General features: G+C 65.0%; 23 protein-coding genes. 12 read left to right on the top strand and 11 right to left on the bottom strand.

Annotated features, from left to right (window positions below; translation table 11 throughout):
• Window positions 1-20 precede the first annotated feature (20 nt).
• Window positions 21-659: a GTP pyrophosphokinase gene (locus tag F6B43_RS10210; protein WP_150449538.1), complete on the top strand. Its 639-nt coding sequence runs from the start codon at window positions 21-23 to the stop codon at window positions 657-659.
• Window positions 660-939: 280 nt separating this feature from the next.
• Here the strand turns inward: F6B43_RS10210 and F6B43_RS10205 are convergent, their stop codons facing one another.
• The 4 genes from F6B43_RS10205 to F6B43_RS10190 form a co-directional block, all read right to left on the bottom strand.
• On the bottom strand, window positions 940-1,920 hold the full coding sequence (locus F6B43_RS10205; RefSeq protein ID WP_150448836.1) for a GDP-L-fucose synthase family protein: 981 nt from the start codon (window positions 1,918-1,920) through the stop codon (window positions 940-942).
• Window positions 1,917-2,948, bottom strand: a complete 1,032-nt coding sequence (gene gmd / locus F6B43_RS10200) for a GDP-mannose 4,6-dehydratase (RefSeq protein WP_150448835.1) — start codon at window positions 2,946-2,948, stop codon at window positions 1,917-1,919. The genes F6B43_RS10205 and gmd overlap by 4 nt, the downstream gene beginning before the upstream one ends.
• Window positions 2,949-3,189: 241 nt before the next feature.
• On the bottom strand, window positions 3,190-4,203 hold the full coding sequence (locus F6B43_RS10195) for a glycosyltransferase (protein WP_150448834.1): 1,014 nt from the start codon (window positions 4,201-4,203) through the stop codon (window positions 3,190-3,192).
• A complete protein-coding gene (locus F6B43_RS10190) occupies window positions 4,203-5,291 on the bottom strand; it encodes a glycosyltransferase family 4 protein (protein ID WP_150448833.1) in 1,089 nt (362 codons plus the stop codon). The genes F6B43_RS10195 and F6B43_RS10190 overlap by 1 nt, the downstream gene beginning before the upstream one ends.
• Window positions 5,292-5,507: 216 nt before the next feature.
• On the opposite strand from F6B43_RS10190, the gene F6B43_RS10185 reads away from it, so the two are divergent.
• The 6 genes from F6B43_RS10185 to F6B43_RS10160 all read left to right on the top strand — a co-directional run bounded on the left by F6B43_RS10185 (window position 5,508) and on the right by F6B43_RS10160 (window position 12,169).
• Window positions 5,508-6,557, top strand: coding sequence for a glycosyltransferase (locus F6B43_RS10185; RefSeq protein WP_150448832.1), 1,050 nt, complete (start codon window positions 5,508-5,510; stop codon window positions 6,555-6,557).
• Window positions 6,554-7,885 (top strand): hypothetical protein, encoded by a 1,332-nt coding sequence (locus tag F6B43_RS10180; RefSeq protein ID WP_150448831.1) that lies wholly within the window; start codon window positions 6,554-6,556, stop codon window positions 7,883-7,885. Before F6B43_RS10185 ends, F6B43_RS10180 begins: the two co-directional genes overlap by 4 nt.
• 5 nt (window positions 7,886-7,890) lie before the next feature.
• Window positions 7,891-8,697 carry a polysaccharide pyruvyl transferase family protein gene (locus F6B43_RS10175; RefSeq protein ID WP_246159904.1) on the top strand — a complete coding sequence of 269 codons (807 nt, stop codon included), beginning with the start codon at window positions 7,891-7,893 and terminating at the stop codon, window positions 8,695-8,697.
• 131 nt (window positions 8,698-8,828) lie between these two features.
• Window positions 8,829-9,800, top strand: a complete 972-nt coding sequence (locus F6B43_RS10170) for a polysaccharide pyruvyl transferase family protein (protein WP_170285618.1) — start codon at window positions 8,829-8,831, stop codon at window positions 9,798-9,800.
• Complete coding sequence (locus F6B43_RS10165; RefSeq protein WP_150448828.1) at window positions 9,797-10,645, top strand: glycosyltransferase family 2 protein; 849 nt, start codon at window positions 9,797-9,799, stop codon at window positions 10,643-10,645. Before F6B43_RS10170 ends, F6B43_RS10165 begins: the two co-directional genes overlap by 4 nt.
• 48 nt (window positions 10,646-10,693) lie before the next feature.
• Window positions 10,694-12,169, top strand: a complete 1,476-nt coding sequence (locus tag F6B43_RS10160) for a lipopolysaccharide biosynthesis protein (RefSeq protein WP_150448827.1) — start codon at window positions 10,694-10,696, stop codon at window positions 12,167-12,169.
• On the opposite strand, the gene F6B43_RS10155 is transcribed toward F6B43_RS10160, so the two are convergent.
• From F6B43_RS10155 to F6B43_RS10140, 4 genes are all read right to left on the bottom strand, one after another.
• A complete protein-coding gene (locus tag F6B43_RS10155) occupies window positions 12,166-13,446 on the bottom strand; it encodes a glycosyltransferase family 4 protein (RefSeq protein WP_150448826.1) in 1,281 nt (426 codons plus the stop codon). The two genes, F6B43_RS10160 and F6B43_RS10155, sit on opposite strands and share 4 nt — an antisense overlap.
• A gap of 62 nt (window positions 13,447-13,508) precedes the next feature.
• Window positions 13,509-15,116 (bottom strand): sugar transferase, encoded by a 1,608-nt coding sequence (locus tag F6B43_RS10150; protein WP_150448825.1) that lies wholly within the window; start codon window positions 15,114-15,116, stop codon window positions 13,509-13,511.
• A gap of 229 nt (window positions 15,117-15,345) precedes the next feature.
• Complete coding sequence (locus tag F6B43_RS10145; protein ID WP_150448824.1) at window positions 15,346-16,797, bottom strand: tyrosine-protein kinase domain-containing protein; 1,452 nt, start codon at window positions 16,795-16,797, stop codon at window positions 15,346-15,348.
• Between the two features lie 140 nt (window positions 16,798-16,937).
• Window positions 16,938-17,540, bottom strand: coding sequence for an arsenate reductase/protein-tyrosine-phosphatase family protein (locus F6B43_RS10140; protein ID WP_150448823.1), 603 nt, complete (start codon window positions 17,538-17,540; stop codon window positions 16,938-16,940).
• Between the two features lie 41 nt (window positions 17,541-17,581).
• On the opposite strand from F6B43_RS10140, the gene F6B43_RS10135 reads away from it, so the two are divergent.
• The 4 genes from F6B43_RS10135 to F6B43_RS10120 all read left to right on the top strand — a co-directional run bounded on the left by F6B43_RS10135 (window position 17,582) and on the right by F6B43_RS10120 (window position 20,524).
• Window positions 17,582-18,391, top strand: coding sequence for a CPBP family intramembrane glutamic endopeptidase (locus tag F6B43_RS10135; RefSeq protein WP_150448822.1), 810 nt, complete (start codon window positions 17,582-17,584; stop codon window positions 18,389-18,391).
• A 202-nt stretch (window positions 18,392-18,593) separates the two neighbouring features.
• Complete coding sequence (locus F6B43_RS10130; RefSeq protein ID WP_150448821.1) at window positions 18,594-19,148, top strand: hypothetical protein; 555 nt, start codon at window positions 18,594-18,596, stop codon at window positions 19,146-19,148.
• Window positions 19,149-19,156: 8 nt separating this feature from the next.
• On the top strand, window positions 19,157-19,909 hold the full coding sequence (locus tag F6B43_RS10125) for a CPBP family intramembrane glutamic endopeptidase (RefSeq protein WP_150448820.1): 753 nt from the start codon (window positions 19,157-19,159) through the stop codon (window positions 19,907-19,909).
• Between the two features lie 15 nt (window positions 19,910-19,924).
• On the top strand, window positions 19,925-20,524 hold the full coding sequence (locus F6B43_RS10120) for a hypothetical protein (RefSeq protein WP_150448819.1): 600 nt from the start codon (window positions 19,925-19,927) through the stop codon (window positions 20,522-20,524).
• 251 nt (window positions 20,525-20,775) lie between these two features.
• On the opposite strand, the gene F6B43_RS10115 is transcribed toward F6B43_RS10120, so the two are convergent.
• Window positions 20,776-21,015: a hypothetical protein gene (locus F6B43_RS10115; RefSeq protein ID WP_150448818.1), complete on the bottom strand. Its 240-nt coding sequence runs from the start codon at window positions 21,013-21,015 to the stop codon at window positions 20,776-20,778.
• 116 nt (window positions 21,016-21,131) lie between these two features.
• Here F6B43_RS10115 and F6B43_RS10110 point away from each other — a divergent pair, with 116 nt between their 5' ends.
• Window positions 21,132-22,286: an HNH endonuclease signature motif containing protein gene (locus F6B43_RS10110; protein WP_150448817.1), complete on the top strand. Its 1,155-nt coding sequence runs from the start codon at window positions 21,132-21,134 to the stop codon at window positions 22,284-22,286.
• Window positions 22,287-22,336: 50 nt separating this feature from the next.
• On the opposite strand, the gene F6B43_RS10105 is transcribed toward F6B43_RS10110, so the two are convergent.
• Complete coding sequence (locus F6B43_RS10105) at window positions 22,337-23,491, bottom strand: nucleotidyl cyclase domain-containing protein (protein WP_150448816.1); 1,155 nt, start codon at window positions 23,489-23,491, stop codon at window positions 22,337-22,339.
• On the bottom strand, window positions 23,484-25,217 hold the full coding sequence (locus tag F6B43_RS10100; RefSeq protein ID WP_170285617.1) for a sensor histidine kinase: 1,734 nt from the start codon (window positions 25,215-25,217) through the stop codon (window positions 23,484-23,486). Before F6B43_RS10100 ends, F6B43_RS10105 begins: the two co-directional genes overlap by 8 nt.
• Window positions 25,218-25,221: the final 4 nt, after the last annotated feature.

The raw sequence follows: 25,221 nt of genomic DNA, 5'->3' as shown, positions 1-25,221 counted from the left end.
TCTCCGCGACTCTGTCTGAGATGCGGGCGATCCGCGACGAGTTCCAGCGGTTTCTGCTCGAGTACCAGTTCGGGCTCAAAGAGGTCGAGACCAAGATCGCGATCCTGCGCGACGAGTTTCTGCACATGCACGACTACAACCCGATCGAGCACGTCTCGAGCCGGGTCAAGTCGCCCGACAGCATCGCCGAGAAGGTCGAGCGCAAGGGCATCGAGCCGGACTTCCCCTCGATCCGCGAGAACATCACGGATGTCGCGGGCATCCGCGTGACCGTCAGTTTCGTTGCCGACGCGTACCGGCTGTTCGGTCTGCTCACCCAGCAGGACGACATCACCGTGCGCACCGTCAAGGACTACATCGCAGAGCCGAAGGCCAACGGCTACAAGAGCCTGCATGTGATCGTCGAAGTGCCCGTCTTCCTCTCGACCGGCCGGGTGGATGTGCCCGTCGAGGTGCAGTTCCGCACGATCGCGATGGATTTCTGGGCCAGCCTCGAGCACAAGATCTACTACAAGTTCGATCGCCAGGTGCCCGCGCATCTGCTGGACAGCCTGAAGGATGCTGCCGACACGGCCGCCGAGCTCGACTCGCGCATGGAGCGCCTGCACCGCGAGGTGCACGCCGCCGAGCAGTTGAACCCGCGAACGCTCACGGTGTAGCTGTACTGCCCGCCCAGGCCGTACATCTCGTGCGACGCGCTCCATCAGGCGGATCAGCGACCGGCGGCATTTCCGGGCGCCTGGGGTAGAGTTGCGAGCCATAGCTGCTGGGGAGCTGCTGAATGGACACGCTGGGGTGGGTAATCCTGGGCGTCGGCCTCTGGGTCGTCGCCTCAATCGTCGTTGCCGTCTTTATCGGCCGGGTGATCGCGCGGCGCGACCGGCGTGAGCCGCCGTAGATGTAAGACCCTACGCAGACCCCTCGTCGACCGACCCAGCTTCAAACCCGGATCGAGTCCACATGTTCGCGATACCAAGCCACGGTGCGCTCAAGACCTTCGGACAGCGAGATCTTCGAGGTCCACCCTGCATCAGCGAGTTTCGACACGTCGAGCAGCTTCTGCGGGGTTCCATCGGGTTTGGACGTATCCCAATGTGTCTCGCCATCGAACCCGACCACGTGGGCGATCGTCTCGGCGATCTCCCGAATCGTGACGTCAGAACCAGTCCCCACGTTCACCTGGCCGGGCCCGTCGTAGTGCTCTAGAAGGTGCAGGCACGCGTCGGCCATATCGTCGGCGTGAAGGAACTCGCGGCGAGGCGTTCCGGTGCCCCAGTTCGTGACGGCTCCCGCACCTGATCGAGCAGCTTCGTCGTAACGGCGGATCAATGCCGGCAGCACGTGTGACCCCGCGGGCGAGAAGTTGTCGTTCGGGCCATAGAGATTCGTCGGCATGGCCGAGATCCAGGGCAACCCGTACTGGCGGCGCACCGCCTGAGTCTGCAGGATTCCCGCGATCTTCGCGATCGCGTAGGAGTCGTTCGTCTCTTCGAGATGTCCGGTCAGCAGCGAGTCTTCGCGGATCGGTTGCGCGGCGAACTTCGGGTAAATACACGACGAACCAAGGAAGAGTACGCGCTCGACGTCGTTCTCGAGCGCTGCATCGAGCACGTTCACCTGAATACGCATGTTGTCGCTGAGAAAGTCGACGGGATAGGTGCTGTTCGCGAGAATCCCGCCCACCTTCGCCGCCGCCAGCACGACGTACTTCGGCTTGATCTCGCCCATGTAGGAGAAGACGGCGTCGCGATCCTTGAGGTCGAGTTCGGCTGACGGCTTGCCTACCAGACGGTCGAAGCCGGATGCCTCCAGCTTGCGCCAGATCGCCGAGCCGACGAGCCCGCGGTGGCCCGCGACGTAAAACGTCGCGTCGCGGTCGAGTTCGGCAGGCGTATATTCCACCCCGTCTGCGGCGCTCATACCGTCGCCCAATCCGTCAGCGCGACCTTGTCGATCCAGGGACGGCCGGCGTGCTCAAGGGCTTCGATGTCGGCATCGACCATGAGCGTTGCAAGCTCACGGCCGTCGACGGTGGGCACCCAACCCAGCTCGTCGCGTGCCTTCGAAGGGTCGCCGATGAGGGCATCGACCTCGGTTGGCCGCAGGTACCGCTCGTCGAAGCGGACGTGCTTCTCCCAATCGAGACCGGCATGGCTGAACGAGATCTCGAGGAACTCCCGCACAGTGATGCCGACGCCGGTAGCCAGTACGTAGTCATCGGGTGTGTCGGACTGCAGCATGCGCCACATGCCCTCGACGTACTCGGCGGCGTAGCCCCAGTCGCGGACCGAGTCGAGGTTTCCCATGTAGACGACGTCTTGTTTGCCCGCCTTGATCGCCGCCACTGCGCGTGTGATCTTTCGGGTCACAAAAGTCTCGCCACGCCGCGGCGACTCGTGATTGAACAGAATGCCGTTGACCGCGAACATGTCGTACGCCTCGCGGTAGTTCTTGGTGATCCAGTAGCTGTAGAGCTTGGCTGCGGCATAGGGTGAGCGCGGGTAGAACGGGGTGGTCTCGTTTTGCGGCGGCGGCGTAGCGCCGTACAGTTCCGACGACGAGGCCTGGTAGTAGCGCGTATGGATGCCCGAGAGGCGGACTGCTTCGAGCAGTCGGATGCTGCCGGTACCCGTCGTGTCGGCGGTGTGCTCGGGCTCGTCGAATGAAACTCGCACGTGCGACTGGGCAGCCAGGTTGTAGACCTCGTCGGGATTGATCTCCGCCATGAGCGTGACTAGGCGCGCACCATCGCTCAGATCCCCGTAGTGCAGGAAGAGCCTCGCGGAAGGGTCGTGTGGGTCGACGTAAAGATGATCGATCCGGCTTGTGTTGAAGGTGGAGGCACGGCGGATGAGGCCGTGCACTTCGTAGCCCTTCGCGAGCAGCAGTTCGGCGAGGTATGAGCCGTCCTGTCCAGTGATTCCAGTGATGAGGGCGCGTTTCGGCATGAGGGGAACTCCGAACGATGGGGTGGGGGAGGGTCGTGCGTATTCGGTTTTGGGGGAAGCGAAAGTGAGTGGCTAACTCCGCGGAGTCCGAACATCCCCATCGATGAGCCGTTGGAGCATAGTAGCGAATCGATCGATCGCGCATGTTTCATTCCGCAAAGTGCGTCGGTTCCGCGGGCCGATCCGACGGGGGAGGCAACGTCGATTGAGCTCTGATCGGTGCATGCGCCTGCACCTCATTTCAGTCAGGGAAACCATAGGCTCTGAGGTGCTGGTCGGCTGCAAGCTCCCAGTCTCGTGCGCGCAGGTCGGGTGCACCACGCATGAATCTCTGGTCTGTCGCTTGGATGGCACGTAGCAGATCGGCCCCCGTGAGGGCGCCTGCGTACATCTGAACCCATGACGGGCCAACCTCTCGCGCGAGCTTCTCGTTGGTCTGATTCCGCGGAACGAGAACGGGCCTGTCAAGCGACAACGCGGTGAGCACGGCTCCCGAATTCAGCATCCGCTCATAGGGGAGGACGACGAGTTGCGCTCGTTCGATTCGCTCCGTGAGCTCGGGGTCCTCGAGGAAGCGCAGCTCGGCGTGCAGGCCAGGAATCCGTGACTGAGCGTCTTCAATTTGAGCTCGTAGCGCTTCATCCTGGGATGCGCCCGCAATGCACAAGGAGATCGACGAGTCGGTCGGGATCTCTTCGAAGGCCTCAATCAGTCTTTCCACCCCTTTGTAGGGTCGCACTTGGCCGAAGAGGAGCAGCGATCCACTCAGCGCAACGCTATCTGCGGCCCGCCAGGGCCCGTACCAGTCGATAAAGTGCCCGTGCGGGATTGCCGTGATCTGATCGGCCGGGATGCCCAGAGCATCCACCGTCTCATCTTGGTTCAACACGATCCATCGTGTGGTCGCGCGATCGAGAAGGTGCAGCACTCCAGACTCGAGACGCGACCCGGATTCGTGGGGAGAGACGTTGTGCAGTGTGCGAACGATGGTCACGCGAGCAAGACGCAGTCGACACACCAACGCAGCGAGCAGGATCGAGGAGGCGAAACGTCGCCACTTGCTCCGTCCTCGGACCAACGTTTCCGGCCAGTGAACATGGAATACGTCGTAGCTCCCAAAGAATGCCGTCTTCCATCCGAAGTACAGGAGCACTGCGCGCTCGACCAGGGCCCGCGAGAGCAACTGAACGTAGGGATTCGACTCTGACGAAGGGGTGCGGAATGAGAAGAGAACTCGCACTCTTCGATCCGTCATCAGAGACGCCTCTGCGAGATATCGCGCAAGTATTTCGCGTACTGCTTCGCGTACGCCCGCGGATCCGTTCGACGAATCGCTGCGTCTCGAGAACGTTCGATCAGTTCGATGTCGGCGGTCAACGCGTTTTGGATGGCGTGAGCGGCTGCTCGGTCGTCTGCGGGATCGAAGACGTACCCCGTCTGCCCGTCGACCACGAGTTCGGAAGCTCCACCGACAGAGGGGACTGCCACGGGGACGCCCCTGAGTTGAGCTTCGAGGATTGTTCTTCCCAGCGCTTCGCGCCCGTTCGTAACAAGCAACGCGTCGATGCCATCCATGGCAGTGCTGTTGTTCACTCGCCCGGTGAAAATGACGCGATCACCCAGAGTCGTTTCCGCGAGACTCTTGAAGGCACGTTCGTACGCGGTGCCGGCGGAGCTCGCAGTGCCTTTGATAATGAGCCGCACTGTTTCGGGGAGCCTGGCTAGCGCGCGGAGTGCCAATTCGAGATTCTTATCGGGATCGATTCGGCCGACGATGCCGACCCGACCGCGGTCTGGCTCGGCAGAGCGGCGGGACACGGTCGATTCAGAGTCCGCTATCGGACGGCCGAGAACGGCGGTGCTGGCGCGAGGCTGCAACTGGGACGCCGCAAACGCACTGATCGCGATCACGCCGTCGAAAGCGGAAGCCGCGACTTTGAGTTTTAATCTGCCTGCTCGGGTCGGGAGGAAGTCGTGGAGATCAAGCACCGCCGCCGGCCGCCCGCGTCCGAAAATGCCCATAGCGGCAAGCGGTGCCAGATCGATGCTGAAAATGACCTTTACATCAGGTCGCGCAGCTGTGGGATCCACGCTGTCAGCGTGACGCGCCCACCACAATGCGTCCGCGATCCGGCCACCTTCCGCCGGCGGCATCAATTGGGCAGGGGCGCCGACCTCGCTCACCCACCGCGTCACCAGGTTGGCATTCCGAGTCCACAGCGTGGGCACCACCCCGAAGTCGGGCAAGTATCGAGCGAGCGTAAGGAGACTCTCCTCGGCTCCCCATGCATCGACGGCGCTGGACACGAAGGTCGCCCTGACCAGCGTTCTTTCGAAGCTCACGACGTCCTCCACGGCTCACATGTGCGGAATACCTGGTCGCAGGCCTCCGCCGCCAGAGTAGACGGTGGATGTAACACGTTCGTTTCTCGCTCTGCGAGATCCTCCTAGACCAGGACGATCCTCCTTGCCCGGATCCGATCTTGAGGTTCCTGAAATCAATTCGACCAAAGGGCCCGGTATGGTGACCCCCGCACGGTTCGACAGGACGGAGGCAGTATGAGCGACGACATCGGAGCACCCGCGGCGATTTCGAAGGTATTCCTTGTGGTCGAGACATCTCCGTCCGCACAGGCACCAGGGAAAGCCCGCAGGCACGCACATATCGTTGCATGGCTGGCGGATCGAGATCAGACCACTGAGTCCCTTTCGCTGCTGCCTGAGACCGTCCGCAACGCAGGGCTGATCAGGCGATTCCTCGGCGTCCTGTTGGGGCTTCCCGGTGTCATCCGTCATACGAGACGAGGGGATACGCTCTACTTTCTCGGTCTGGGTGAGGTCCACTTGCTCATGGCAGCGGCGATCACTGCAATCTTCGGCCGGACGGTGATCTACGACGCATGCGACAGCTGGGTCTTGCAGCTGGCCGCCCGGGAGGAGGCTGGCGCTGGCGCGCGGGCGTTTATGTCGCGCGCGGGCGCCGCTCTGCAGCGGATCGCGCCGCGTCGGCTTGCAGTCTCATACATCTCGGCACGCGACGCCGACGCGGACCGGGCTGCCGGCATCCTCGCGCGGCGCGCGGTGCATGTGATCCCCCCGATGCTCCCCGAAACTCTACGAAACCTTCCTGAAGTCGTCCGCGGACGCGTGGACAGAATTGTGGCTGGGGTCGACATGCGGTCCTTCCATAACCTCTCCGGCTTCGAGGAGCTGCGCGAGGGATGGGAGAGTATTCGTGCAGAGAATCCTGGCGTGGTGCTGGAATTGTTCGGCCTGGGCCTTCCCGAGGTGATAGCCGAGGGAGTGATCGTGCGCGGCTGGGCACCGTCACTCAGCGAGCTATATGTCGGAAACACTGCGGTATTCATCACCAACCAGGGCGGGAGCGGCGTGCCGAACAAGCTTGTCGAGGCAGTCGCTGCTAGGCGGCCCGTCGTTATTCATCACCGGTCTATGGGGCTCGTAGAGCCAGGACCGTGGGTTTTCCCCTATGAGACGAACCTGGCGGAGCAACTTTCCAATCTCCTTCGGCTCGAACTTGAGCCAGACGCTTCGAACTACCCACGTCTCGCCGCGAGCATGGGGGACGATAGTGGGTCACAGGAATGAGCACCACCAACGCCACAGTCACCGTCGCCGCACGTCGATCGCCCGTCGCCACCATCGCGCCCGCCCAGCCGGTCGGGTCGATCAGGTCGGTGGTTGTGCTTGGTGTGCTCGTCATCGCGCTTCAGCGGATCGGGATTCCGGTAGGCGCCTTCTCGATTCCCGTCTCTGCGGTCATCGTTCTCGTTTTCGTCGTGGTCATGCTGTCGCGTCGTCAAGCGAGAATCTCGCCGACGCGGACCGTCATGATGCTCCTGTTCGCGGCGGCGGGCTTCGCAACCGCTATAGCGAACGATGGCGGTACCAGCATGATCTCCAGCCTCGCGTTCGCGCTTGCCCTCTGGACCCCCGCAATCGTCGTTGAAGCCCCAAGCGGGGCTGGGTCCGGCGCTATTCCGAGCTCCTTTGCCCTGGGCATGGTCGCCGCAACTGCTCTAGGCGGTGTACTCGGAGCGGTGCAGTCCGGATGGTCTCTAGTGACGGGCAACTTCTTCGATCCGCTCGCGGCGTTACCCGCAGCCCTTCTCATTCCCGGGTACAAGTCCGCGCAGTCAATCGACTACGGCGGAAGCTGGATGAAGGCGAACGGTGTCCTCTTCCTCGAGCCGTCGTTCCTGTCGCTCTTCTCGGCCCTCGCGCTGCTCGTCATAGTGGCAGGCATGGTCAAGCTGCCGCCCGGAGCGCGGGGCTGGACGGTGACGGCACTCATCGTTGGTCTGTTCACATCTGTCGCGATCTCTGGAGTGCTTGTCATCCCCGCCATCGTGATTGCGGTGCTCCGCTCGGTCCGGACCGTTCTCCTCGCCATCGTGGTCTCGATCGGTGTGTACTGCTTGGTCTCGGTCGTCCCGGTCGCGCAAGCGTTCATCAATCGACTCTTCTTTCTCAGAGGGAGCAATGACGCGCGACTGACGAGACCGTATGAGGAGTTGTTAGGCGTGTGGGTCGACGGTCCGATCTGGTTCGGATACGGTCCCGGAACGGCACGCGATCTCGCTGATCTTCTCACGGCGGGCAGCTGGCAGACGGAGGTCACCACCCCTACGATCGCCAAGCTCCTGTTCGAGTACGGGATTGTAGGTGGCGGGGTCTGGCTCGTGCTGGTCACATCAATACTGGTGATGTCCGGGGCGCCGTTTGCCGTGAAGCTCGGTTTCGGAATCGCATTGCTCATCCCGACAGATGGGCTTACAAGTCACGTGATCGTGCCGTCCTTTATCTTCATCTTGATGGCGATGGCGGCGCACAACTCCAGACACGTCGCGACGCGCGTCCCGCCTCTCATCAAAATGTCCCAGTCGCGGGCTCGAGTAACGCAGAGCCTCGAATGAACGCGTTGGATATCAGAGGGGTCGAACTTGTGCACTGGGACCCGCCCCGCAGACTCACGCGTGGCAGGATCGGACGACTTCTGCCCCCGGTCGGTCGAGTCAACAACTTCGGAGACAAGCTGGGTCCCGCTCTCGCAGGCCTTCTCGCGGCCGGACTTCCGGAGGCGACCGAGCCCTCGCGCCTGCTCACCGTTGGATCGATCATGCATTTCGCCCGCGACGGTGATGTCATCTGGGGCACGGGTGTGAACGGCAAGGTGCCCCGCGAACAAATCTCCGCGCGAAGACTCGATGTGCGTGCGGTGCGAGGACCGATCACTGCGAATTTTCTCAGAGGACTCGGGATCCGCGTGCCTGATGTGTTCGGAGACCCCGGATTGCTCGCGCCTGCGCTCCTCGGGATCAGCCGCGCGCATCAACCCGCTCTCGAGTTGACTTCCCTTCCAAACCTCCACGACGCGCGGCGTTGGCGGTCCCAACCCGGATTCCTCGACCCTCGCGGGGACTACGTGCGGATCATCCGTCGGATTGCCGAGAGCGCCCATGTGGTGACGTCGTCGCTCCACGGGATCGTGATCGCCGACGCGCTCGGTGTGCCCGTGTCCTTCGTCAAACCCGGCGAGGAAGATCTGCTCAAGTACGAAGACTACTTCGAGGGCACGGGCAGAAGACTGCCGTACGTGAGCGAGACGCCCGCGGACGCTCCGGATCACGCAGTACCTCCGCTTGAGTGGGATGCAGCAACCCTCTTGGAGTCGTTCCCCCGCGATCTCTGGCAGCGCCAAAGTGCCCACCAAACCTCCCCCGGCTGATCCTCGCAACACGTTCACTGCACCGCCCTCAGAAGGAGCCCCCCATCCTTTCCGCTGACATCGAATACCTGGACAGTCTGAGAGCCTCCGTCATCGACGCGCTCAAGGTCGCTATCGGAACATCCCGCGAAGTGGCGATCGTTGACGCTCCGAATCAACGAAACGTCGGAGACTCTCTCATCTGGGCCGGTGAGCTGGCCTTCCTCGCACGGATGGGGTTGCGCATAAAATACGTGGCCGATCTGTGGTCGTACGATCCGAGAGCGCTCCGCAGGGCGCTCCCTGAAGGCGGAGTCGTCCTACTGCACGGTGGAGGCAACTTCGGTGACCTCTGGATCGGGCACCAGCTGATCAGGGAAGAGGTTATCCGCGACCTCCCGGACTACCGGATCGTTCAGCTTCCGCAGTCGATCTACTTCAAAGACGAGGCGCGCGCCGCCGCCGCGGATAAGGTCATGGGCGCTCACCCTGACCTGCACATCCTCATCCGTGACAGCCTCTCCATGGAACGCGCGGAGAAGCAACTGCCTTCCCTCGACGTCAGATTCTGTGCAGATATGGCGTTGGGGTGGGATCCGCCCCAACGCCCGTCCTCCTCTGCGGAAAAGACCGATGTCGTGGTCATTGCACGCGAAGACATGGAGGCGTCGTCCGGTCTTGCGGAGATCGGACCCCTCTGGCTCGACGGAACGCCCGTACATGTGACGGACTGGTACCCACGGGGCGCGATGGCGGTGCAATGGCGGCTCGCTCGCGGGGGATCCCTTGCCTGTAGGACGTACGTCAAGATTCGGCGGCGAGTACCAGCCTTGCCCGCAGGGGCGCCGGACCGGGTTGGCGGTTGGGCACTTGACAACGTCAACCGCGTTAATGTCGCGGGTGCGGTAAAGCTGTATGGCTCTGCCCGAGCCGTCGTCACGGACCGGCTGCACGCCCATGTGCTCTCCGCCCTTCTGGGTGTGCCCCACGTCGCCTTGGACAACAGCTACGGGAAGGTGAGCGGCATTTATCGCGACTACACGGGCGGCTTCTCTACCGCTCACTACGCAAGAAGCCTGCCTGAAGCGCAGAGCTTGGCGCGGGAGTTGGTGGCACAGAAATGATCGCGTTCGTCACATCCATTCGTCATCCCGATAATTCGGCTTCATACAGCAGGGTGGAACACTTGCTCGAAGACACCCTGCGCTCAGTCGCCGGGCAGATCGATCAGGATTTCGTCGTCATCGTGGTGGGCAACCAAGCCCCGAGCTTCCCCCTTCCGGAGCGAACTGTGTTCGTTCCGGTGGACTTTCCCGCGCCCGCGCCACCGACTGGACCGCGCACCGCACGGGCTCCATTCGTGTGGGACAAAGGCACGAAGATCGGTGTCGGGCTCATCGCGGCGCGGAGTTACTCCCCGGACTTCGTCATGATCTTCGATGCGGACGACTTCGTGAGCCGGCGGCTATCCGGCTTCGTCAAGGATCATGCGAACGGTCAGGGATGGGTCCTCGAGAACGGCTGGATGTACTCGGGCTCCCGCGGCGTCTTCCGGGCGATTCCTCGATTCAATCGCACATGTGGGACATCCTTCATCCTTCCGTTCGATGCCTATTCGGTCCCCTCCGATGTCGGGGTGGGAGCAGACCAGCAGACCATTGCTGCCGCTTATGGAGAAATCCTCTTCACCATAATGGGCGCCCACCGGGACGCGGTCGAATGGCATGAAGCCCACGGACGGAATCTCCAAGTTCTGCCCTTCAGGGGCGCCGTGTACCACGTCGATACCGGCGAAAACCACTCAGGAAAGTCGATGGCCGGAATCGCTTTCCCAGCCACCAGAAAGCTGCTGCGTGAATTTGGCATCCGCGACAACCGAAGCCTGGTCAAACGTGCCTGGAGCTCATTCGGGCCAAGACCGATCGCGGAGACATCGAAGGCTATTGCGAGAAGGGCAACCCGAAGGTGACAAGCTCGCGCCGCCGAGCACGCGTATTGATCGGCGGGTGAAGCCTCTATGAGCGACGACGACGATCTCCGTCGACGGGCCACCCGATCGGTCGGATGGGTTGTGGCCGAACGGTGGTCGTCGCGACTTGTCACGGTTCTCGTGCTGGCCGTCTTGACCCGCCTCCTCACCCCGTCGGAATTCGGAGTGATTTCGCTCGCGACTTCGATTTTCGCCGTGCTCCAGGTCTTCGTCGACTCGGGACTGAGCAAGACACTCATCCAGAAGCGCAGACTCGACCCGAAAGATGCCTCGACGGCATTTTGGACCTCATTCGGCGTCAGTGTGATTCTCGGGACCGGACTGGTACTGACCGCTGCCCCGATCTCGAGCGCGTTCGGTGAACCACAACTCGCGCCTGTCCTCCAGGCGATGAGCGTTCTGTTTCCGCTGAGCGCCCTCTCGCAGGTTCCTGCGGCGCTCCTCGAACGCGAACTGGACTTCAAACCGCTCTCGATCAGGCAATTCATCGGGACCGTGTGCGGCGCTGCGGTCGCGATCCCGCTGGCTCTGGTAGGCGGTGGAATCTGGGCACTCGTGGCACAGACCGTCGTCAGTGCGCTCGCAGCCGTCATCGCGCTTTGGTCCTCTACGCCTTGGCGACCAAGGTTCGAGTACTCATTCGATTCACTCCGCTCGCTGTGGCGCATCGGCGGCTCGATTCTTGCGATCGACCTCCTTGACGCTATCCAAGCCAACATCGACAAGATCGTCATCGGGGCACTTTTCTCGCCTCAGGAACTCGGCTACTACTTCATCGCCCAGCGCGTCGGCACAATTCTGATAGAACTCGTGACGTCCGTCTTGTCGAGAGTGTCCTTCACGACGTTCTCCCGCGTGCAGGATGATCGAATACGTCTGAATCGCATCTTCCGGCAGCTGACCTTCGTTGCGGCAGCGGCGAGCATTGCGATCTTCGGCCTCGTCGCAACGCTCGCCCCGCAACTCGTCGCATTCCTGTTCGGACCGCAATGGACAGATGCGGTCCCGATCATTTGGATTCTCGCGCCGGGCTGGGCGTTGGGGGCGGTCATGTACTTCGACCGAAACGTGTTACTCGCAACGTCCCACGCGGGATCCGCACTTGTGCTTGCCATCGTTCAGAATGTGGTCGGTACTGCGCTCGTGTTCTTGCTGGCCCCGTTCGGCGTGCTGGGCATCGCATTCTCACGACTTGCGCGATTCATCATCTGGCCCGTGCGGCTCGTCGTCCTCAAACGCGCTGCCGGTGTGGACATCGGAAAGTACGTCTCGCAGTTGACGAGGTGCGTCGTGGCTTCCATCGTGCCGTTCGGTGTCATCATCGGTCTTCAGTTCACTCCGTGGGCGACTGCGCCAGCGCCATTCTGGACGTTTGCCTGCCCAGTCGCCGTCATCGCTCTTGTCGCTTACGGCGCCCTATTGTGGGTTCTCGCCGGAGAGGAGAATCGCACTGTTCTGCGAGCCGTCTGGGCTGACCTCACCGCACGACTTCGACGCCGCTAGCCGTGATCTCTCGTCTGTTGTGTAGGGGGAGCGGTCACTCGTGAAGAGCCATCACGAGGCCCTGATCTCATCCCGTCAAGCAACGCGAGAAACTTGGTGATCGCAACGTCTCGACCAAGCTGTTCTTGCCGATATCGCAATCCAGCCGCACCAAGAGCTGCGCTACGGTGTGGGTCACGACTGAGCTCCACGATCATTCGAACCAGTTCGTCGGGATTTCCGCCGTCGACGACGACCCCTCCGCCCGAACGCTCGATCTCTTCTGCGGTAACGCTGTCGCGGTGTGTGGAAGCGATCACAGGGAGGCCGGTGGCGAAATAGCTTGTGAGCTTGCTCGGTACCGACATCTCTCTTACGTCTGGCAGTTCGTTGACGAGTAGGGCGTCCGCAGCAGTCAGGGTGCTGAAGAACAGTTCATCGGGCAGCGGATCCAAGAACTGGATCGTCGACACCCCTTGCCCCATCTTCTCGAGGGTCTCGCGTTGATTCCCATCGCCGAGTAGCACGAATCGGATTGGAAGTGCACGCCGTTCTGCGATCTTTGCGGCTTCGACGACATTCGCGAGGCCCTGTTTGAGCCCTTGGTTTCCGGCGTGCAAGACAACGTACTCGTCGCGCCGCCAGCCAAGCGAGTCACGGTCGGCGGGGTCGGCTGCAGAAGCCTGAATGTGGGACCAATTCCGAATCGTGGCTACCTTAGCGTCGCTGACACCCAGGCTGTCGATCACGAAGCGAGTGAATCGTTCGTGGATCGAAACGACCCGGTCGGCTCCGCGCAGCATCGACGACTCGACGCGCGATATCGCCGCGGCTGCCCGACCACCCGCTGTGCCAGTCTCTTTGACTCCCAGTGTGTAGAGGTCTTGAACCCAGACCACCCACGGTGCGCGAGAGCGTTTGGGGCGCCACGAAAGTCGCCGTGAGGCGAGAGCTGCGTGAAACATGGCGGGCGACACGAAAATTGCGGCATCGGCGCCATGAAGGCCCTCTACAAATGCTGCAGCGCCTGCGGTCAGCTCGGAAATCAGTCGCTTCAATGCCGTGGGGCGTGCCGGAATGTAGTGCCGGAGCCGAATCACATTCACCCCGGAGTCATTCGTCGCGGAGCGCCCCGGACCGTAACCTTTATATCGTTGCCAGCCTGGGTAGAACGGCTGGGAGGTAATCACCGTCACGTCATGTCCCGCGGATGCCAGCCCATTCACAAGGTCAGCCACGTAAGGGGCATTTCCGGTCGGCTCCGGGGCGTAGTGGAGTGAAACCACAGCTATTCGCATACTTTCGGGGTGCTTTCATACGTTGTGGTGGCGAGATCGGAAGCAGGTCTCAGAGGAAGTGGCTAGTGAGCGCTCTCGCCCGGTAGAAGAACTGCTCTTGCGGTCTTGGCCAAGATCGCGACATCGCCGATCAAGGTCCAGTTCTCCACGTAGTAGAGGTCGAGACGCACCGTCTGTTCCCAATCCAGCGTGCTGCGACCACTTACCTGCCACAGCCCTGTGATGCCCGGCCGGGCGAGCAGTCTTCTTCGGGCCGCGCTCGTGTAGAGAGCCACCTCGGCCGCGATCTGGGGTCGTGGTCCGACCAGGCTCATAGAGCCGCCAAGTACGTTGAACAGCTGTGGCAGCTCGTCGAGCGAGTACTTGCGGATCACCTTTCCGATGGGGGTGATCCGGGGATCGTTCTTCACCTTGAAGAGGGGGGTTTCACTCGTCCCCTGCGCCGCGAGAAGCGCGGCGAGCTCTTTGTCAGCCCCGACACGCATGGACCGGAACTTGAGCATGTGGAACGGCGCCCCGTTGATCCCCACACGTTCCTGCTTGTACAGAAGGGGTCCCTTGCTCGTGAGCTTGACGGCAGCCGCGACCATGAGGAGAACCGGCGAGAGCAGGAGAGTGATGACCGACGTGACGATCACGTCGAAGGATCGCTTGGTGAAGCGTTGCCCGTTCGTGAAACGCGGAGTCTCGACGTGAATGAGCGGCAGGCCGGCGACCGGCCGAGTGTGGAGCCGCGGACCCGCGATGTCGGTGATGCTCGGAGCGAGGACCAGATGTTGCTTGCCGGCCTCGAGGCTCCAGGAGATTTCCTTCACCTTGTCGGGCGGGAGGTCATCCGTGCTGGTGACAGCGATGGTGTCGGCTCGGGTCGCCTGCATCGCCCGCTGGACAGCATCCACGCTTCCCATGATGGGAATATCTGTGCCTTCGATCGTCTCGGCCACCTTGCCGGACGGGACGCACGCCCCGACGACGTGATAGCCGGCGCCGGGTACGCGTCGCAGCTCGCGGGCGATCTGCGCAACGGATGCACGCGATCCCACCAGGAGGACCCTTGCCACGTACTTGCCCTGCACCCGCTGTACCAGCAGCCACTGTCGCCACAACCACCGTTCGAGAAGAAGTATCAGGACACCGAGCGGGAGGCTGATGAAGAGAAAGCCGCGTGCGAGGTCGACCCGGAGGAGAAATGCCGCGATCGCTACCAGTCCGAACAGGCGGAAGCTTGCGTTCACTATGCGGGTGTACTCGGCGAGCCCGGCACCGATCACACGATGGCTGCGTGAGTCGGCGAATGACAGTGCCCACATCCAGAGAATCACGAGGATTGCCGAGAACACCCAGTAGGAGATCTCGTCGAACCGGCTGTCGTCGCGCATCGCCACCTGGGCGTTGCCGGTGCCGAACCAGATGATCTGCGTGCCGTAGACGACCCAGATCAGGGCGAGCAGGTCGGTGACCCAGAGGAGGGTGCCGTAGCGCCGCCGCCACGGTGGTGCGGCCGCCCCGGCCAGATACGGCGCGGGCACCGACCCGGTGTCGGTGGTGCGCGCGGGCGACGCGTCGGTCTGGATCTTCGCAGCAGCTGCGAGATCGTCCGTCGCGTTCGTAGATGTTTCATCGGTACGCGGCGACAACGATGTCGCGTCAACCTGAAGATCCGGCGTCATCCCGACTCCTTCCCGTCGACGCCCAATCCCTTCCCCGCTGGCACGCTAGCAGGCGTTTGTGACACGCACGTGACGCACGGTGTCGGTGTGACGTCGAACGTCAGGTGACGGGTCGCTGCACGAGGAGTGGCGGGGCGCTGGCGGGCAGGACGAACACCACGATGCCGCGACGTGCGGTCGACCGTCGTGCTGCGTGATCCTCCCCAGGGGCGCTGCAGGGAGGCCGCGATCATGTCGCCGGGGGAGAGTCGGGGCGGGGGCGACGGCGCTCCGCGCGGCGCTCTGCGCGGCGCTCCGCGACCGGCGGCGGCGGTGTGGGGTCCGCGGTGTACCCGTACCCGTATCCGTACCCGTAGCTGTAGTACGAGTCGGGTCCGCGCGTGGGCACCATCGACATGACGACGCCCGCGACCTTCGCGTCAACGGTCACCAGGGCGTCGATCGCGCCCTCGAGCTGCCGCTTGTTGGTGCGGCCGGCGGCCACCACGACGATCGCGCCACTCGTGGTCCGCGCGAGGATCGCGGCATCCGTCACCGGAAGAAGCGGGGGAGCGTCGCACAGCACCACGTCGAAGTCGCGCTCGAACGCCTCGAGAAGGTTCTGCATCTGGCTCGAGCCGAGCAGTTCGCTCGGATTGGGCGGGATCTTGCCGGCCGGCAGCACGAACAGGCTGCGCTGGCCCCACGGCAGCATGACGTCGGCCACCGTGGCCCGACCGATGAGCACGTCGGTGAGGCCCGCTCCGCCCTCGATCCCGAGGTACTCGGCGACCTTCGGCCTGCGCAGATCGGTGTCGATCAGGGCGACCCGCTTGCCTGCGTCGGCCAGCGCGATCGCCAGGTTGATCGTCGAGGTCGTCTTGCCCTCGGTGGGCACGCTCGAGGTGATGACGAAGCTGGCCCGGCCGCCCATGTCCAGGAACTGCAGATTGGTGCGGAGAGCCCGGAACGACTCGGAGCGGGGGCTGTGCGGGTCGTCGTGCACGATGAGAGGCCGCTCTTTGGCTTTCGCGTCATACGCGATCGCGCCGATGATCGGGGCCTCGGTGACGTGCTCGACATCGCGCTGCGTGCGGATGCGGGTGTCGAGCACCGCGCGAAGCACCGCGAATCCGATGCCGAGCGCGAGGCCGATCAAGGCACCGAGCGCGATGTTGAGCGGCACGTTGGGGCTCGAGGGAACGGAGGGCGCCGTCGCATCCTGCACGCGGGTCAGCCGCACGGGGCTCGTGCTCCCGCCGTTGGGCGTCTCGATCTTCTCGACCTGCGAGGTCAGGCTCGCCGCGAGTGCGTTGGCGGTGTCGGCGGCGCGTACCGGGTCGGAATCGGTGACCGAGATCGTGATGAGCGTGGTGTTCAGCGGCGAGGTCGCGGTGATGTCTTTGCTCAGCGTCGCCGCCGTCTGGTCGAGGCCGAGCTCGGTGATCACCGGCTCGATGACGAGGGGCGTCTTGACGAGGTTCACGTACGTCTCGACGCGCGCCTGGGTGAAGTTGGATCCTTGCTGCAGCTCCTGGACGGTGCCACCCGCCTGAGTGGAGACGAACACAGTGCTGGATGCTGTGTAGACGGGCGTTCGTGTGAGGGAGAAGACGGCCGCGACACCCACCCCGAGGAGGGTGGCGATGACGATGACTGCCCAGTTCTTGCGGAGGATGCGGATGTAATCGCTGAGCTCCATGGTGCCTCTCGAGGTGCATCGCACGGGCGGGGGACCCCGTGACGTGCTGGTCATCCTGCCACACGCGTTTTCCGGGATTGTTACGAAACGACGCGTACGACGACCGGTGCCGCGCATCGTGACGGCATCGTTAGTCGCCCCTACCGCGGGTCGGCCAACCCGAGGCGAAGAGTGCGGACCACCGCATCCACCGCCGGAATCAGCTGTGCGGCGGCGAGTTCGTACGTGCGCATCGAGCGGCCGTAGGGGTCGATCACATCCTCGTCCTCGGGGACCACGGGGGTGGCTGCGAGGCCGCGGTATGATCCGACGAGCCCGGCGATCGCGCGGACGCGGGCGGCAGCATCCGGTCCCGCCTCACCGGTCACGCGGCGCACCTCGTCGTCGGGAACCTGCGCGGCGATACGGGCGAACTCGCGGATCGTGAACGTCACCCGCGTGCGGGAGGGCGCCAGCTCGACCACTTCGCGCCGATGGTCGCGAGTCATCGTGAGGATCAGATCGGGGCTCAGCAGCTGCGCCTCGGTGAGCGAGCGCGACCGATGGGCCTGCGCTTCGGCGCTCGCGACGCCCGACGCGACCGCGATCTGCACGGCCTCAGGCGTCATCGTCGCGTCGCGGAGGCCGCGTGTGCCCGCGCTCGAGACGTTCGCGGGCAGGGGCTTCAGCCGCTCGCGCAGCAGCAGCTCGGCCAGCGGAGAGCGGCAGATGTTGCCGGTGCAGACGGTCAAGAGCTCGAACACCCGGTGCCTTCCCCGAGATCGGCGCCGGGTAGCGTGGGCGCGTGTCCGAATACTCTAGCGACGCCGGCGAGACGGTCGACGCCACTCCGCCGGCCCCCTCGCCCGGTGCGGTGACGGAGTCGAAGAAGCGTGTCCGCACGCCGCGCACCGACTGGCGGCAGGGCGGGCGCACCGTGCTCGCGTGGCGCGACTGGCTGCTGGCACTCGCGCTGGTGTCGCTGGGCGTCGGGGTGATGGTCGGGGCTCTGCTGTCGGCCGCGTCGCCGTCGGCGGCGGGTTCCGTCGCGGCACTCGTGATCGTCTGGATCGGGATGCTGGTGCCCGTCGTGTGGGCGTTCACCCGGTCGCGACCGGCCGGACTGCTCCGCTTCCGCGCGATCGATCTGCTGTGGGGCGTCGGGCTCGCATTCGTGCTGCGGCTCGCGCAGGGCCGGCTGACCGTCGCACTCGGCGGATCCGCCGCGCTGCCGTCGTACCCCCTCGTCGACGGCGGGCTGTCGCCGGAGTGGTGGTTCACCGAGGCGCTCGGGGCCATCATCATCTCGCCGGTGCTCGAGGAGTTCTTCTTCCGCGCCGTGCTGATCGTCGCGCTCTTCACCATCCTGCGCCGGTCGATGGGCCGGCCGGTAGCGGGTCTCGTCGCGGTGCTCGTCAGCACGTTGGCGTTCGTGCTCGTGCACGTCGTCGACGGGGGTGGGGCTGTCGATCAGCTCGTGGCCACCGGAATCCTGGGGCTCGTGTGCGGCGCGCTCGTGGTGCTGACCGGGCGGATCTGGGGCGCGGTCCTGGTCCATGTGCTGTACGGCCTGAGCTTCGTCGCGCTCGCCCTGGCGGGCACGTTCCTGGGCTGAACGGCCCGGTTTCGCACCCGATCGTCTTGAGGTTCTGTTCATCTACCGGAGACGATTCGTTACATCCGCGAAACTGAAGATTTGGTGTGAGCGCCGACAACCTATGTACTGTGGATGCAGAGGGATCCGAACCCTTCGAGTGTTCCAGCGTCGTCGCAGTCTCTTGTCCGCACCCGCCAAACCACCCGGGGGATCTCCCAAAATGTTCAAAAAAACCGCAGCAGTACTCTTCGTGGCCGGTGCCCTCCTCCTGAGCGGCGCCGCAGCAGCCAACGCATCCACGTACCCCGTCGGGGCCGGCGGATTCGTGAGTGACACCACGCCCGCACCCGGTCAGCCCATCACTCTGACCGCCAACATCCCGGCCGACTCGCCTCAGGACTTCGCGGTCTTCACCCTCACGGGTGACCCGGGTGGAGCGACGCTCGCGTCGATCGTCCGCGCCGCGGCACCCGCCGGTCTGCAGAAGCCGGTCGTCAACGGCACCTCGTCGGCCGTCTTCACCGCCAACAACGAAGGCACCTTCACGGTCGCCGCGTTCGACTCGAACGGCCGCCAGGTCGCTTCGTTCGAGCTCGTCGTCTCGGCGGCCAACGCGGATGGCGGCCTCGGCTCGACCGACGGCGGCAGCGCCCTCCCCGCGACAGGTGGCGCTGTGCCGCTGACCGCGATCTGGATCGGTGTCGGCGCCGTGGGCATGGGCAGCATCGCTGTCGTGGCCGCGGTCGCACGTCGCCGCGCGCAGAGCAACCACTGACCCACGTGATGACGATGACCCCGGACGAGAGTCCGGGGTCATCGTCGCATCTCGTCCCGGCACCGGCCTATGCGAGGCCGTGGCCCGCACTCCTGGTCGCGGCCGTGGGATTCATCGCTGCGGCCCTTCTCATCGCGGGGTATCCCTCGATCCGGCTCGCGTGGATCACGACCCCGAGCTGGGTGCAATCGCTGCTCGACCTCGTGATCCTGTCGCTTCCGCTCGTCGTCGCTGTCTTCGCAGCCGCGGCCGTCGGCTCGCGTCTCGGTATCGCGTCAGCGCTCGGGATCCGCGCCTGGCGGTGGAGCGACGTCGTCGCCGGCGCGGGGATCGCGCTCGTGGTGCGAGCTGCCGTCGAGCTGATCGCACCGACGGTCGGGTCGATCACGGGACCGCTCAGCGGAGGGGATGCCGGAGCCCAGGCCGCGAACGCGATCATCATCGTCGTCGGGGCCGCGCTCATCTCGCCGGTGGTCGAAGAGACCTTCTTCCGCGGCGTGGTGGTGCGGGCGCTGGGCGACGGTCTGCGCTCCGTCGGCCCGGCGATCGCGGGAACCGTGGCGGTCGCCGTGTCGACCGGGGCCTTCGTCGCGCTGCACGCCGTATCGTGGGGCGCGAGCATACCGGTGGCGGCTCTGGTCGGGACGGCGGGAGTGGGGCTGGGCACCAGCATCCTGGTCGTGCTCACCGGCCGCCTCGGTGGGGCGATCATCGCTCACATCGTCTTCAATACCCTCGGGGTAGTTCTTCTGCTCCTCTAAGAGAGGTCGTACCTCATGGTCGCCAACCGCAAGGCCCTCCGCTGGACGGCCCCGCTCGCGCTGGCCGCCGCCCTGTCGCTGGCTGCGTGCAGCACACCGCCGTGGGCGACTCCTTCTTCTTCGTCGGCGACTCCCACCGCCTCGGTGTCGCCCGCGCAGCCCGTGCCCAACGATCTGTCGACCGGTGCGACCGCACGGTCGCTCACGACCGGCCCCCTGGCAGTGAGCATCAACTACTGGTCGACCCTGTCGATGGACAAGTGGAATCCGGGAGCGCTCAAGCCCGTGAGCCTGTCGCTCATCACGAAGATCACACCGAACGACGGCCAGAAGGTGTACCTGCAGCGCGCGACGATGATCGCGACGCCCGCGTCGGCGACGCAGACCTTCGACCCGCTGAGCCCCCAGGTCGACAGTGCGACTACCAGCCCTGGCTACCTCGTGCTCGATCCGTACAGCTATTCGCAGACGTTCACCGTGGGCCCCACCCCCGAGGGCGCCACGTACGTGACGCTCGACTTCACCTACGAGTTCCTCGTGCAATCGACGCCCACATCGACCGAATACGCGAAGCAGACGGCGACCGACACGATCACGGTCGCGGTCACGCCATAGGGGTCACGCCATAGGGGTCATGCCCGACCGGTCACGCCCGAGGGGTTGCGCGACCCAGCAGCGCTTACGCGGGTGATCGAGGAGTGCGCGCCAGCGAGCGTATCGAGATCGCGGTCGAGATCGAGATCGCGGTCGCGGTCGCGAAGCGCATCGGCTCCTCCCCAACACGGGTTCGACCGCCGGATTCTCCACAGTGGGTCGTACGTATGTTCGAGGGTGCGAGGTTTCTGAGACGATGAATCATGCGTTTTTCAGCCGAGCTCGAGGGGCACGTCACGACGCTCGTATCGCGCGTCGAGCTCAGCGTCGAGTCTGAACGGCTGCTCGATTCGGTGCGTCGGATGAGTGACGCCGATGTCGTCGCGACGGCGGGCGCAGCATCCGACCTTCTCCACTGCGGCGAGCGGCTGCTGGCGGTGACGGCCGCGGTGATCTCGGAGCGGTCGGCGCGCGAGCGCGGGTCGGACGGGATCGCGGCGGGGCGCGGCCATCGCTCTCCCGTGTCACTGGTGCAGGCGATCGCGGGGAGTACGCGTGCGGATGCGACGCGCGTGGTGCGGCTCAGTCGCTGCTCGAGGGTGGTCCAGCCGACGCGACCGAGCCCGCGATGGTGGCCGAGCCGAGTCGGCCGTGGGACGACGTGCTGCGCAGCGCGATGCTCGATGGCCGGCTTGCTCCGGCTCGTGTCGAGGCGATCCTGCGGGGGCTGGGTCGGCCGCCCGCGCGCGCTGACGCTTCGGATTCCGCGGCGGCCCGTGAGGTGTGGGCGCTGGCGGCGGAGCAGCTGTTGGCCGAGGCATCCGAGCTCCCCGTCGAGGAGGTGGCGCGGCGCGCGCGTCAGGTGCGGGACGCGCTGGATCCGGCGGGTACCGAAGAGCGCTTCGCGCGCCGTTATGCGCAGCGGGCGTTTCGGATGTGGACCGATGCCGACGGCGTGCATCACGGCCGCATCGCCTTCGACGACGAGGGCTACGCGTGGGTGCAAAGCATGGTGGATGCCGCGATGCGGCCTCGACGTGGGGGCCCGCGCTTCGTCGACTCCACCGAGCGGCAGGCGGCGGCCGGTTTGGCGGCCGACCCTCGCTCCAACGACCAGATCGTGTACGACCTCGCGATGGATGTGTGGCGCGCAGGCATGCTCGCGAAGGCGTCCGACGTGTACGGCGCGCGTCAGCCCGGTGTGCGGATGATCGTGGTGGCCGGTGCCGTCGGGCCGCGGGACGCGTTCGGGCGGCTGTTGGCCGCAGCGCACCTCGAAGACGGCGGCGACGCGCTACCCGGCACGGTGCTGGAGCGTTCGCTGTGCTCCACCGGGTACGTGGAGGTCACGGTCGACGGGTGCGGCAACCCGCTGGATGTCGGTCGCGAGCAGCGCGTCTATACGCCGAAGCAGCGCATCGCGCTCGCTGCTCGCGATGGCGGATGCGTGTGGCCCGGGTGCGGGGTCCCCGCGTCGTACTGCGAAGCTCACCACTGCGACCACTGGTGGCGTGACAAGGGGCGCACCGACATCGATCGCGGCGTTCTGCTGTGCCGATTCCACCACCTGCTGCTGCACAACGCGGGTGCGCGGATGACACGGGAGGGACGGGGTCCGTTCGTGCTCTGGCGGCCAGGATGTGCGCCCATGGAGCTGACATCGAGGTCGGCGGTGAAGTGGGCGTGGGATCCTCCACCTCAAACAGTGCGTGCGGGCTGGCGCGTGGCCCCGCCAACCCGTGACCCTGCGAACGCGCAGCCGGGAGGGTCAACGGCGCCGTGATCGAGCAGCCAGGGCCGGTGAGGGTTTCGAGATCGCGGAAAGGGCGGTCGTCATACGGTCGGCGTGCGGGTATCCACGCGAACCCACCGGTCGCCGCCCTGAAGCTGCGCTTGTTCGGTGGCGCGCGCGGCGGCCTCGGTGACCGTGGGGTAATCATCGACCTGCGGGTCGATCTTGATGATGCCGGCGCTCGCCGTGATGCGAAGGGTGGTCGGACCGCCATCCGGCGGCGCTCCGATCGAGTTGAGCACCGACCGGACCCTCAAGCGCACCGCTTCGGACGGCTGTGCGACGAACACGGTGACATGCCCTGGTGCGATCCGGAACAGATCGGCATCGGCCGGAAAGGCGTCGGCGACCGTATCCTCGAGGCGCCGCACCATCGTGGAGAACGCGGCATCGCCCGTCGCCTCGCGAAGGTCCACGACGTCATCGAGCCGGATGTCGACGAACGACCAGTTCTGCTCCGACCGCTTTGCGGCACGCAGCAGCTTCTCGCGAACGATCGGGCGCATGACCACCTCGGGGAAGAAGTCGTCGACCGCCTCGAGGATGTCGGCCGCGCCGGCACGCCTATTGGCGAGGAACAGCAGACTCACGGTCACGCAGATGATGTAGCAGGTCGTCGCCAGAACCACTCCGCGGACGAAGTCGAGGTCACCGGTCGAGCCCGCAGCCAGGGTGGAATGGATCACACCGACCAGGCCCAGCAGGAGCAGGACGGCAGACCCGGCGACCAGCGGTACCCCGAATCTCGAACCGCGGAATGCCCCATGAAGGACCTCGACCGCACCCAGGCCCGCCCCGATCGCGGCCGCCAGGATCAGAACCGTGAAGACGACGAAGCCATAGGGCTGCCCCGCGGTCGCCCACAGGATCAACACGGAGGCGAAGGACTGCACGATACCGGTCCATACGAACGCGCGCTTGCCCTGCAGCACGCGCAGGCCCGACCAGACGAGGGCCGGAAGACCGAAACTGAGCCCGATCGCCACGGGCTGCAGCAGCACGTCCGCTCCGAGCGCCGCGGAGGTCATCGATCCGTACGATGCGAGCAGGGCGAGGAGATACCCGTATGTCCAGTAGCGGGTCGCCCTGCCCGGGCGGGCGAGCAATCCGAGCCAGATCATGAGCGCGACGCACACGGTGACCACGCCGGTCTGCATGACCACGAGGTCGCTCAACTCGTTCACAGCATCAGGCATCCGTCGTCGTCCTTCCCTGCGGATCCTCGACGGTGAGTCCGGGGTGGTCGAACTCGATGGCCGGATCGTCATCAAGCCCGATCCGGTCTGCGGGAATGGTGACGGTGACCGTGGTGCCGCGCCCCGGCATGCTGCGCACGTCCAGCGAGCCGTCGTGCTGCGCGACGAGCGACTGCACGATCCCCATGCCCAGACCCGTTCCGATGATGGTGCTGGCCTGCGCCGCCGCGGAGCGGAAGTAGGGCTCGAAGATGCGAGCCACCTCATCGGGTTCCATGCCCATGCCGGTGTCGCTGATGCGCAGCACGGCGAGCGGGCGGCCCGACGGGTCGGCGGCGATGTCGGGCTCGGCATCCGCCGCGACAAAGACCTCGACCGTGACCCGGCCACCCTTCGGCGTGTACTTGACCGCGTTGCTCACGAGGTTGTCACTGACCTGCCGCAGGCGGAACGCGTCGCCCTGCACGAAGACGTCGGGGTCGGCGGCGAACGTCAGGTGCACGCCCGACGCCTCGGCGGTGGGAACGAAGGAGTCCACGGAGTCCGAGACGACCTTCGCGAGGTCGGTCGTCGACATCGCCGCCTCTTCGAGTTGGGCGTGACGACCCGCGCCCAGCATCTGGCCGGCCAGGGTCATCATGCGCTCGGCCGCCGAGTTGATCGCCTCGATGCGCTCGCGCACACGAGGGCCGATGCTGCCGTCTTCGAGCACGAGATCGGAGTAGCCGATCACGGTGGTGAGCGGATTGCGCAATTCGTGCGATACCCGCGTGGCCAGGCTGTCGCGCGCTCGTTCGGCGCTGACCATCGCGGTGATGTCGTGGGCGATCAGGAGGGATTCACCCGAGGCGAGCCCCCGATCGTCCGCGAGGCGGAGCGACGTGAGGGACAGCGCCCGCCATGAGCCGTCCGCGCTGAACAACCACGTGCGAACGTCGTCGAACTGCTTGCCGCCCCGGGCGCGCATGATCGGACGCTCGGGATTCGTGAGCGGCGATCCACGATAGTCGTCGTACTCCACCGAGCGGGCCGCGAACGTGGTGTCGGCCGGGTTGATGTCGTAAAGGGTGCGATAGGCCGGGTTCGCCTCGAGGATCTCGCCGCTCGCCGAGAGCCGCACGACGCCGACGTCGAGTGTCCCGAGCATGCGAGAGAGCTCGCGCTCCTGGCGTGTCGAGCGGATGAGCGTCTCGTTCAGCTTGTTCGCCTCGCGACGCAGCAGTCGCTTGAACGCGCGCGTCTGTCGAGCCGCCAGCTGGGTGCTGATCGCGATGAACGAGAGCGAGAGGGCGACGACGACCAGTCGCAGCGTGCCGCTCGAGTCTTCCGGATGCTGGATCTCTTCCAGTCCGATCATGACGATCACCGTGCCCAGCGCCGTCCCGGTGGCCCCCAGCGGGAAGTGCGACGCGATCCATGTCACGGGAAACAGCCACAGGAACGCGAGGGCCTGTGTCGTGTCGTGCGTCATGATGCCCACGGCGACGATGTCCAGGAGCGGAACCACGAGCACCGCGAGGGGAGGCAGGTTCTGCCACGGCAGAGCCAGCGCGACAGCGGTGATGACGACGATCATCGACACGCCGATCGTGAACGTCAAGTGGTTCAGCGTCTCCGGCGTGAGCGTCTGCACGAGCAGCACGACGACCACCACCACGATCCCGAGGAGAAGCTGCGAGAGCCAGATCGAGTGGGTGCGAGTGTCGAGGGGCGTGCGGTCGGCCATCCTG

The organism is Microbacterium rhizomatis (assembly GCF_008710745.1).
Lineage (GTDB): Bacteria > Actinomycetota > Actinomycetes > Actinomycetales > Microbacteriaceae > Microbacterium > Microbacterium rhizomatis.
This window is presented reverse-complemented; position numbering and strand designations above follow the sequence as displayed.

Excerpts from the sequence above, each read along its gene's own strand:
- F6B43_RS10105 (WP_150448816.1), bottom strand. The coding sequence starts at position 23,491 with ATGCCTGATGCTGTGAACGAGTTGAGCGACCTCGTGGTCATGCAGACC.
- F6B43_RS10120 (WP_150448819.1), top strand. The coding sequence starts at position 19,925 with ATGGTCGCCAACCGCAAGGCCCTCCGCTGGACGGCCCCGCTCGCGCTG.
- F6B43_RS10180 (WP_150448831.1), top strand. The coding sequence starts at position 6,554 with ATGAGCACCACCAACGCCACAGTCACCGTCGCCGCACGTCGATCGCCC.
- F6B43_RS10145 (WP_150448824.1), bottom strand. The coding sequence starts at position 16,797 with ATGGAGCTCAGCGATTACATCCGCATCCTCCGCAAGAACTGGGCAGTC.
- F6B43_RS10125 (WP_150448820.1), top strand. The coding sequence starts at position 19,157 with ATGACGATGACCCCGGACGAGAGTCCGGGGTCATCGTCGCATCTCGTC.
- F6B43_RS10185 (WP_150448832.1), top strand. The coding sequence starts at position 5,508 with ATGAGCGACGACATCGGAGCACCCGCGGCGATTTCGAAGGTATTCCTT.
- gmd (WP_150448835.1), bottom strand. The coding sequence starts at position 2,948 with ATGCCGAAACGCGCCCTCATCACTGGAATCACTGGACAGGACGGCTCA.
- F6B43_RS10155 (WP_150448826.1), bottom strand. The coding sequence starts at position 13,446 with ATGCGAATAGCTGTGGTTTCACTCCACTACGCCCCGGAGCCGACCGGA.
- F6B43_RS10130 (WP_150448821.1), top strand. The coding sequence starts at position 18,594 with ATGTTCAAAAAAACCGCAGCAGTACTCTTCGTGGCCGGTGCCCTCCTC.
- F6B43_RS10210 (WP_150449538.1), top strand. The coding sequence starts at position 21 with ATGCGGGCGATCCGCGACGAGTTCCAGCGGTTTCTGCTCGAGTACCAG.
- F6B43_RS10110 (WP_150448817.1), top strand. The coding sequence starts at position 21,132 with ATGGTGGCCGAGCCGAGTCGGCCGTGGGACGACGTGCTGCGCAGCGCG.
- F6B43_RS10195 (WP_150448834.1), bottom strand. The coding sequence starts at position 4,203 with ATGACGGATCGAAGAGTGCGAGTTCTCTTCTCATTCCGCACCCCTTCG.
- F6B43_RS10115 (WP_150448818.1), bottom strand. The coding sequence starts at position 21,015 with ATGGCCGCGCCCCGCCGCGATCCCGTCCGACCCGCGCTCGCGCGCCGA.
- F6B43_RS10100 (WP_170285617.1), bottom strand. The coding sequence starts at position 25,217 with ATGGCCGACCGCACGCCCCTCGACACTCGCACCCACTCGATCTGGCTC.
- F6B43_RS10160 (WP_150448827.1), top strand. The coding sequence starts at position 10,694 with ATGAGCGACGACGACGATCTCCGTCGACGGGCCACCCGATCGGTCGGA.
- F6B43_RS10205 (WP_150448836.1), bottom strand. The coding sequence starts at position 1,920 with ATGAGCGCCGCAGACGGGGTGGAATATACGCCTGCCGAACTCGACCGC.
- F6B43_RS10165 (WP_150448828.1), top strand. The coding sequence starts at position 9,797 with ATGATCGCGTTCGTCACATCCATTCGTCATCCCGATAATTCGGCTTCA.
- F6B43_RS10150 (WP_150448825.1), bottom strand. The coding sequence starts at position 15,116 with ATGACGCCGGATCTTCAGGTTGACGCGACATCGTTGTCGCCGCGTACC.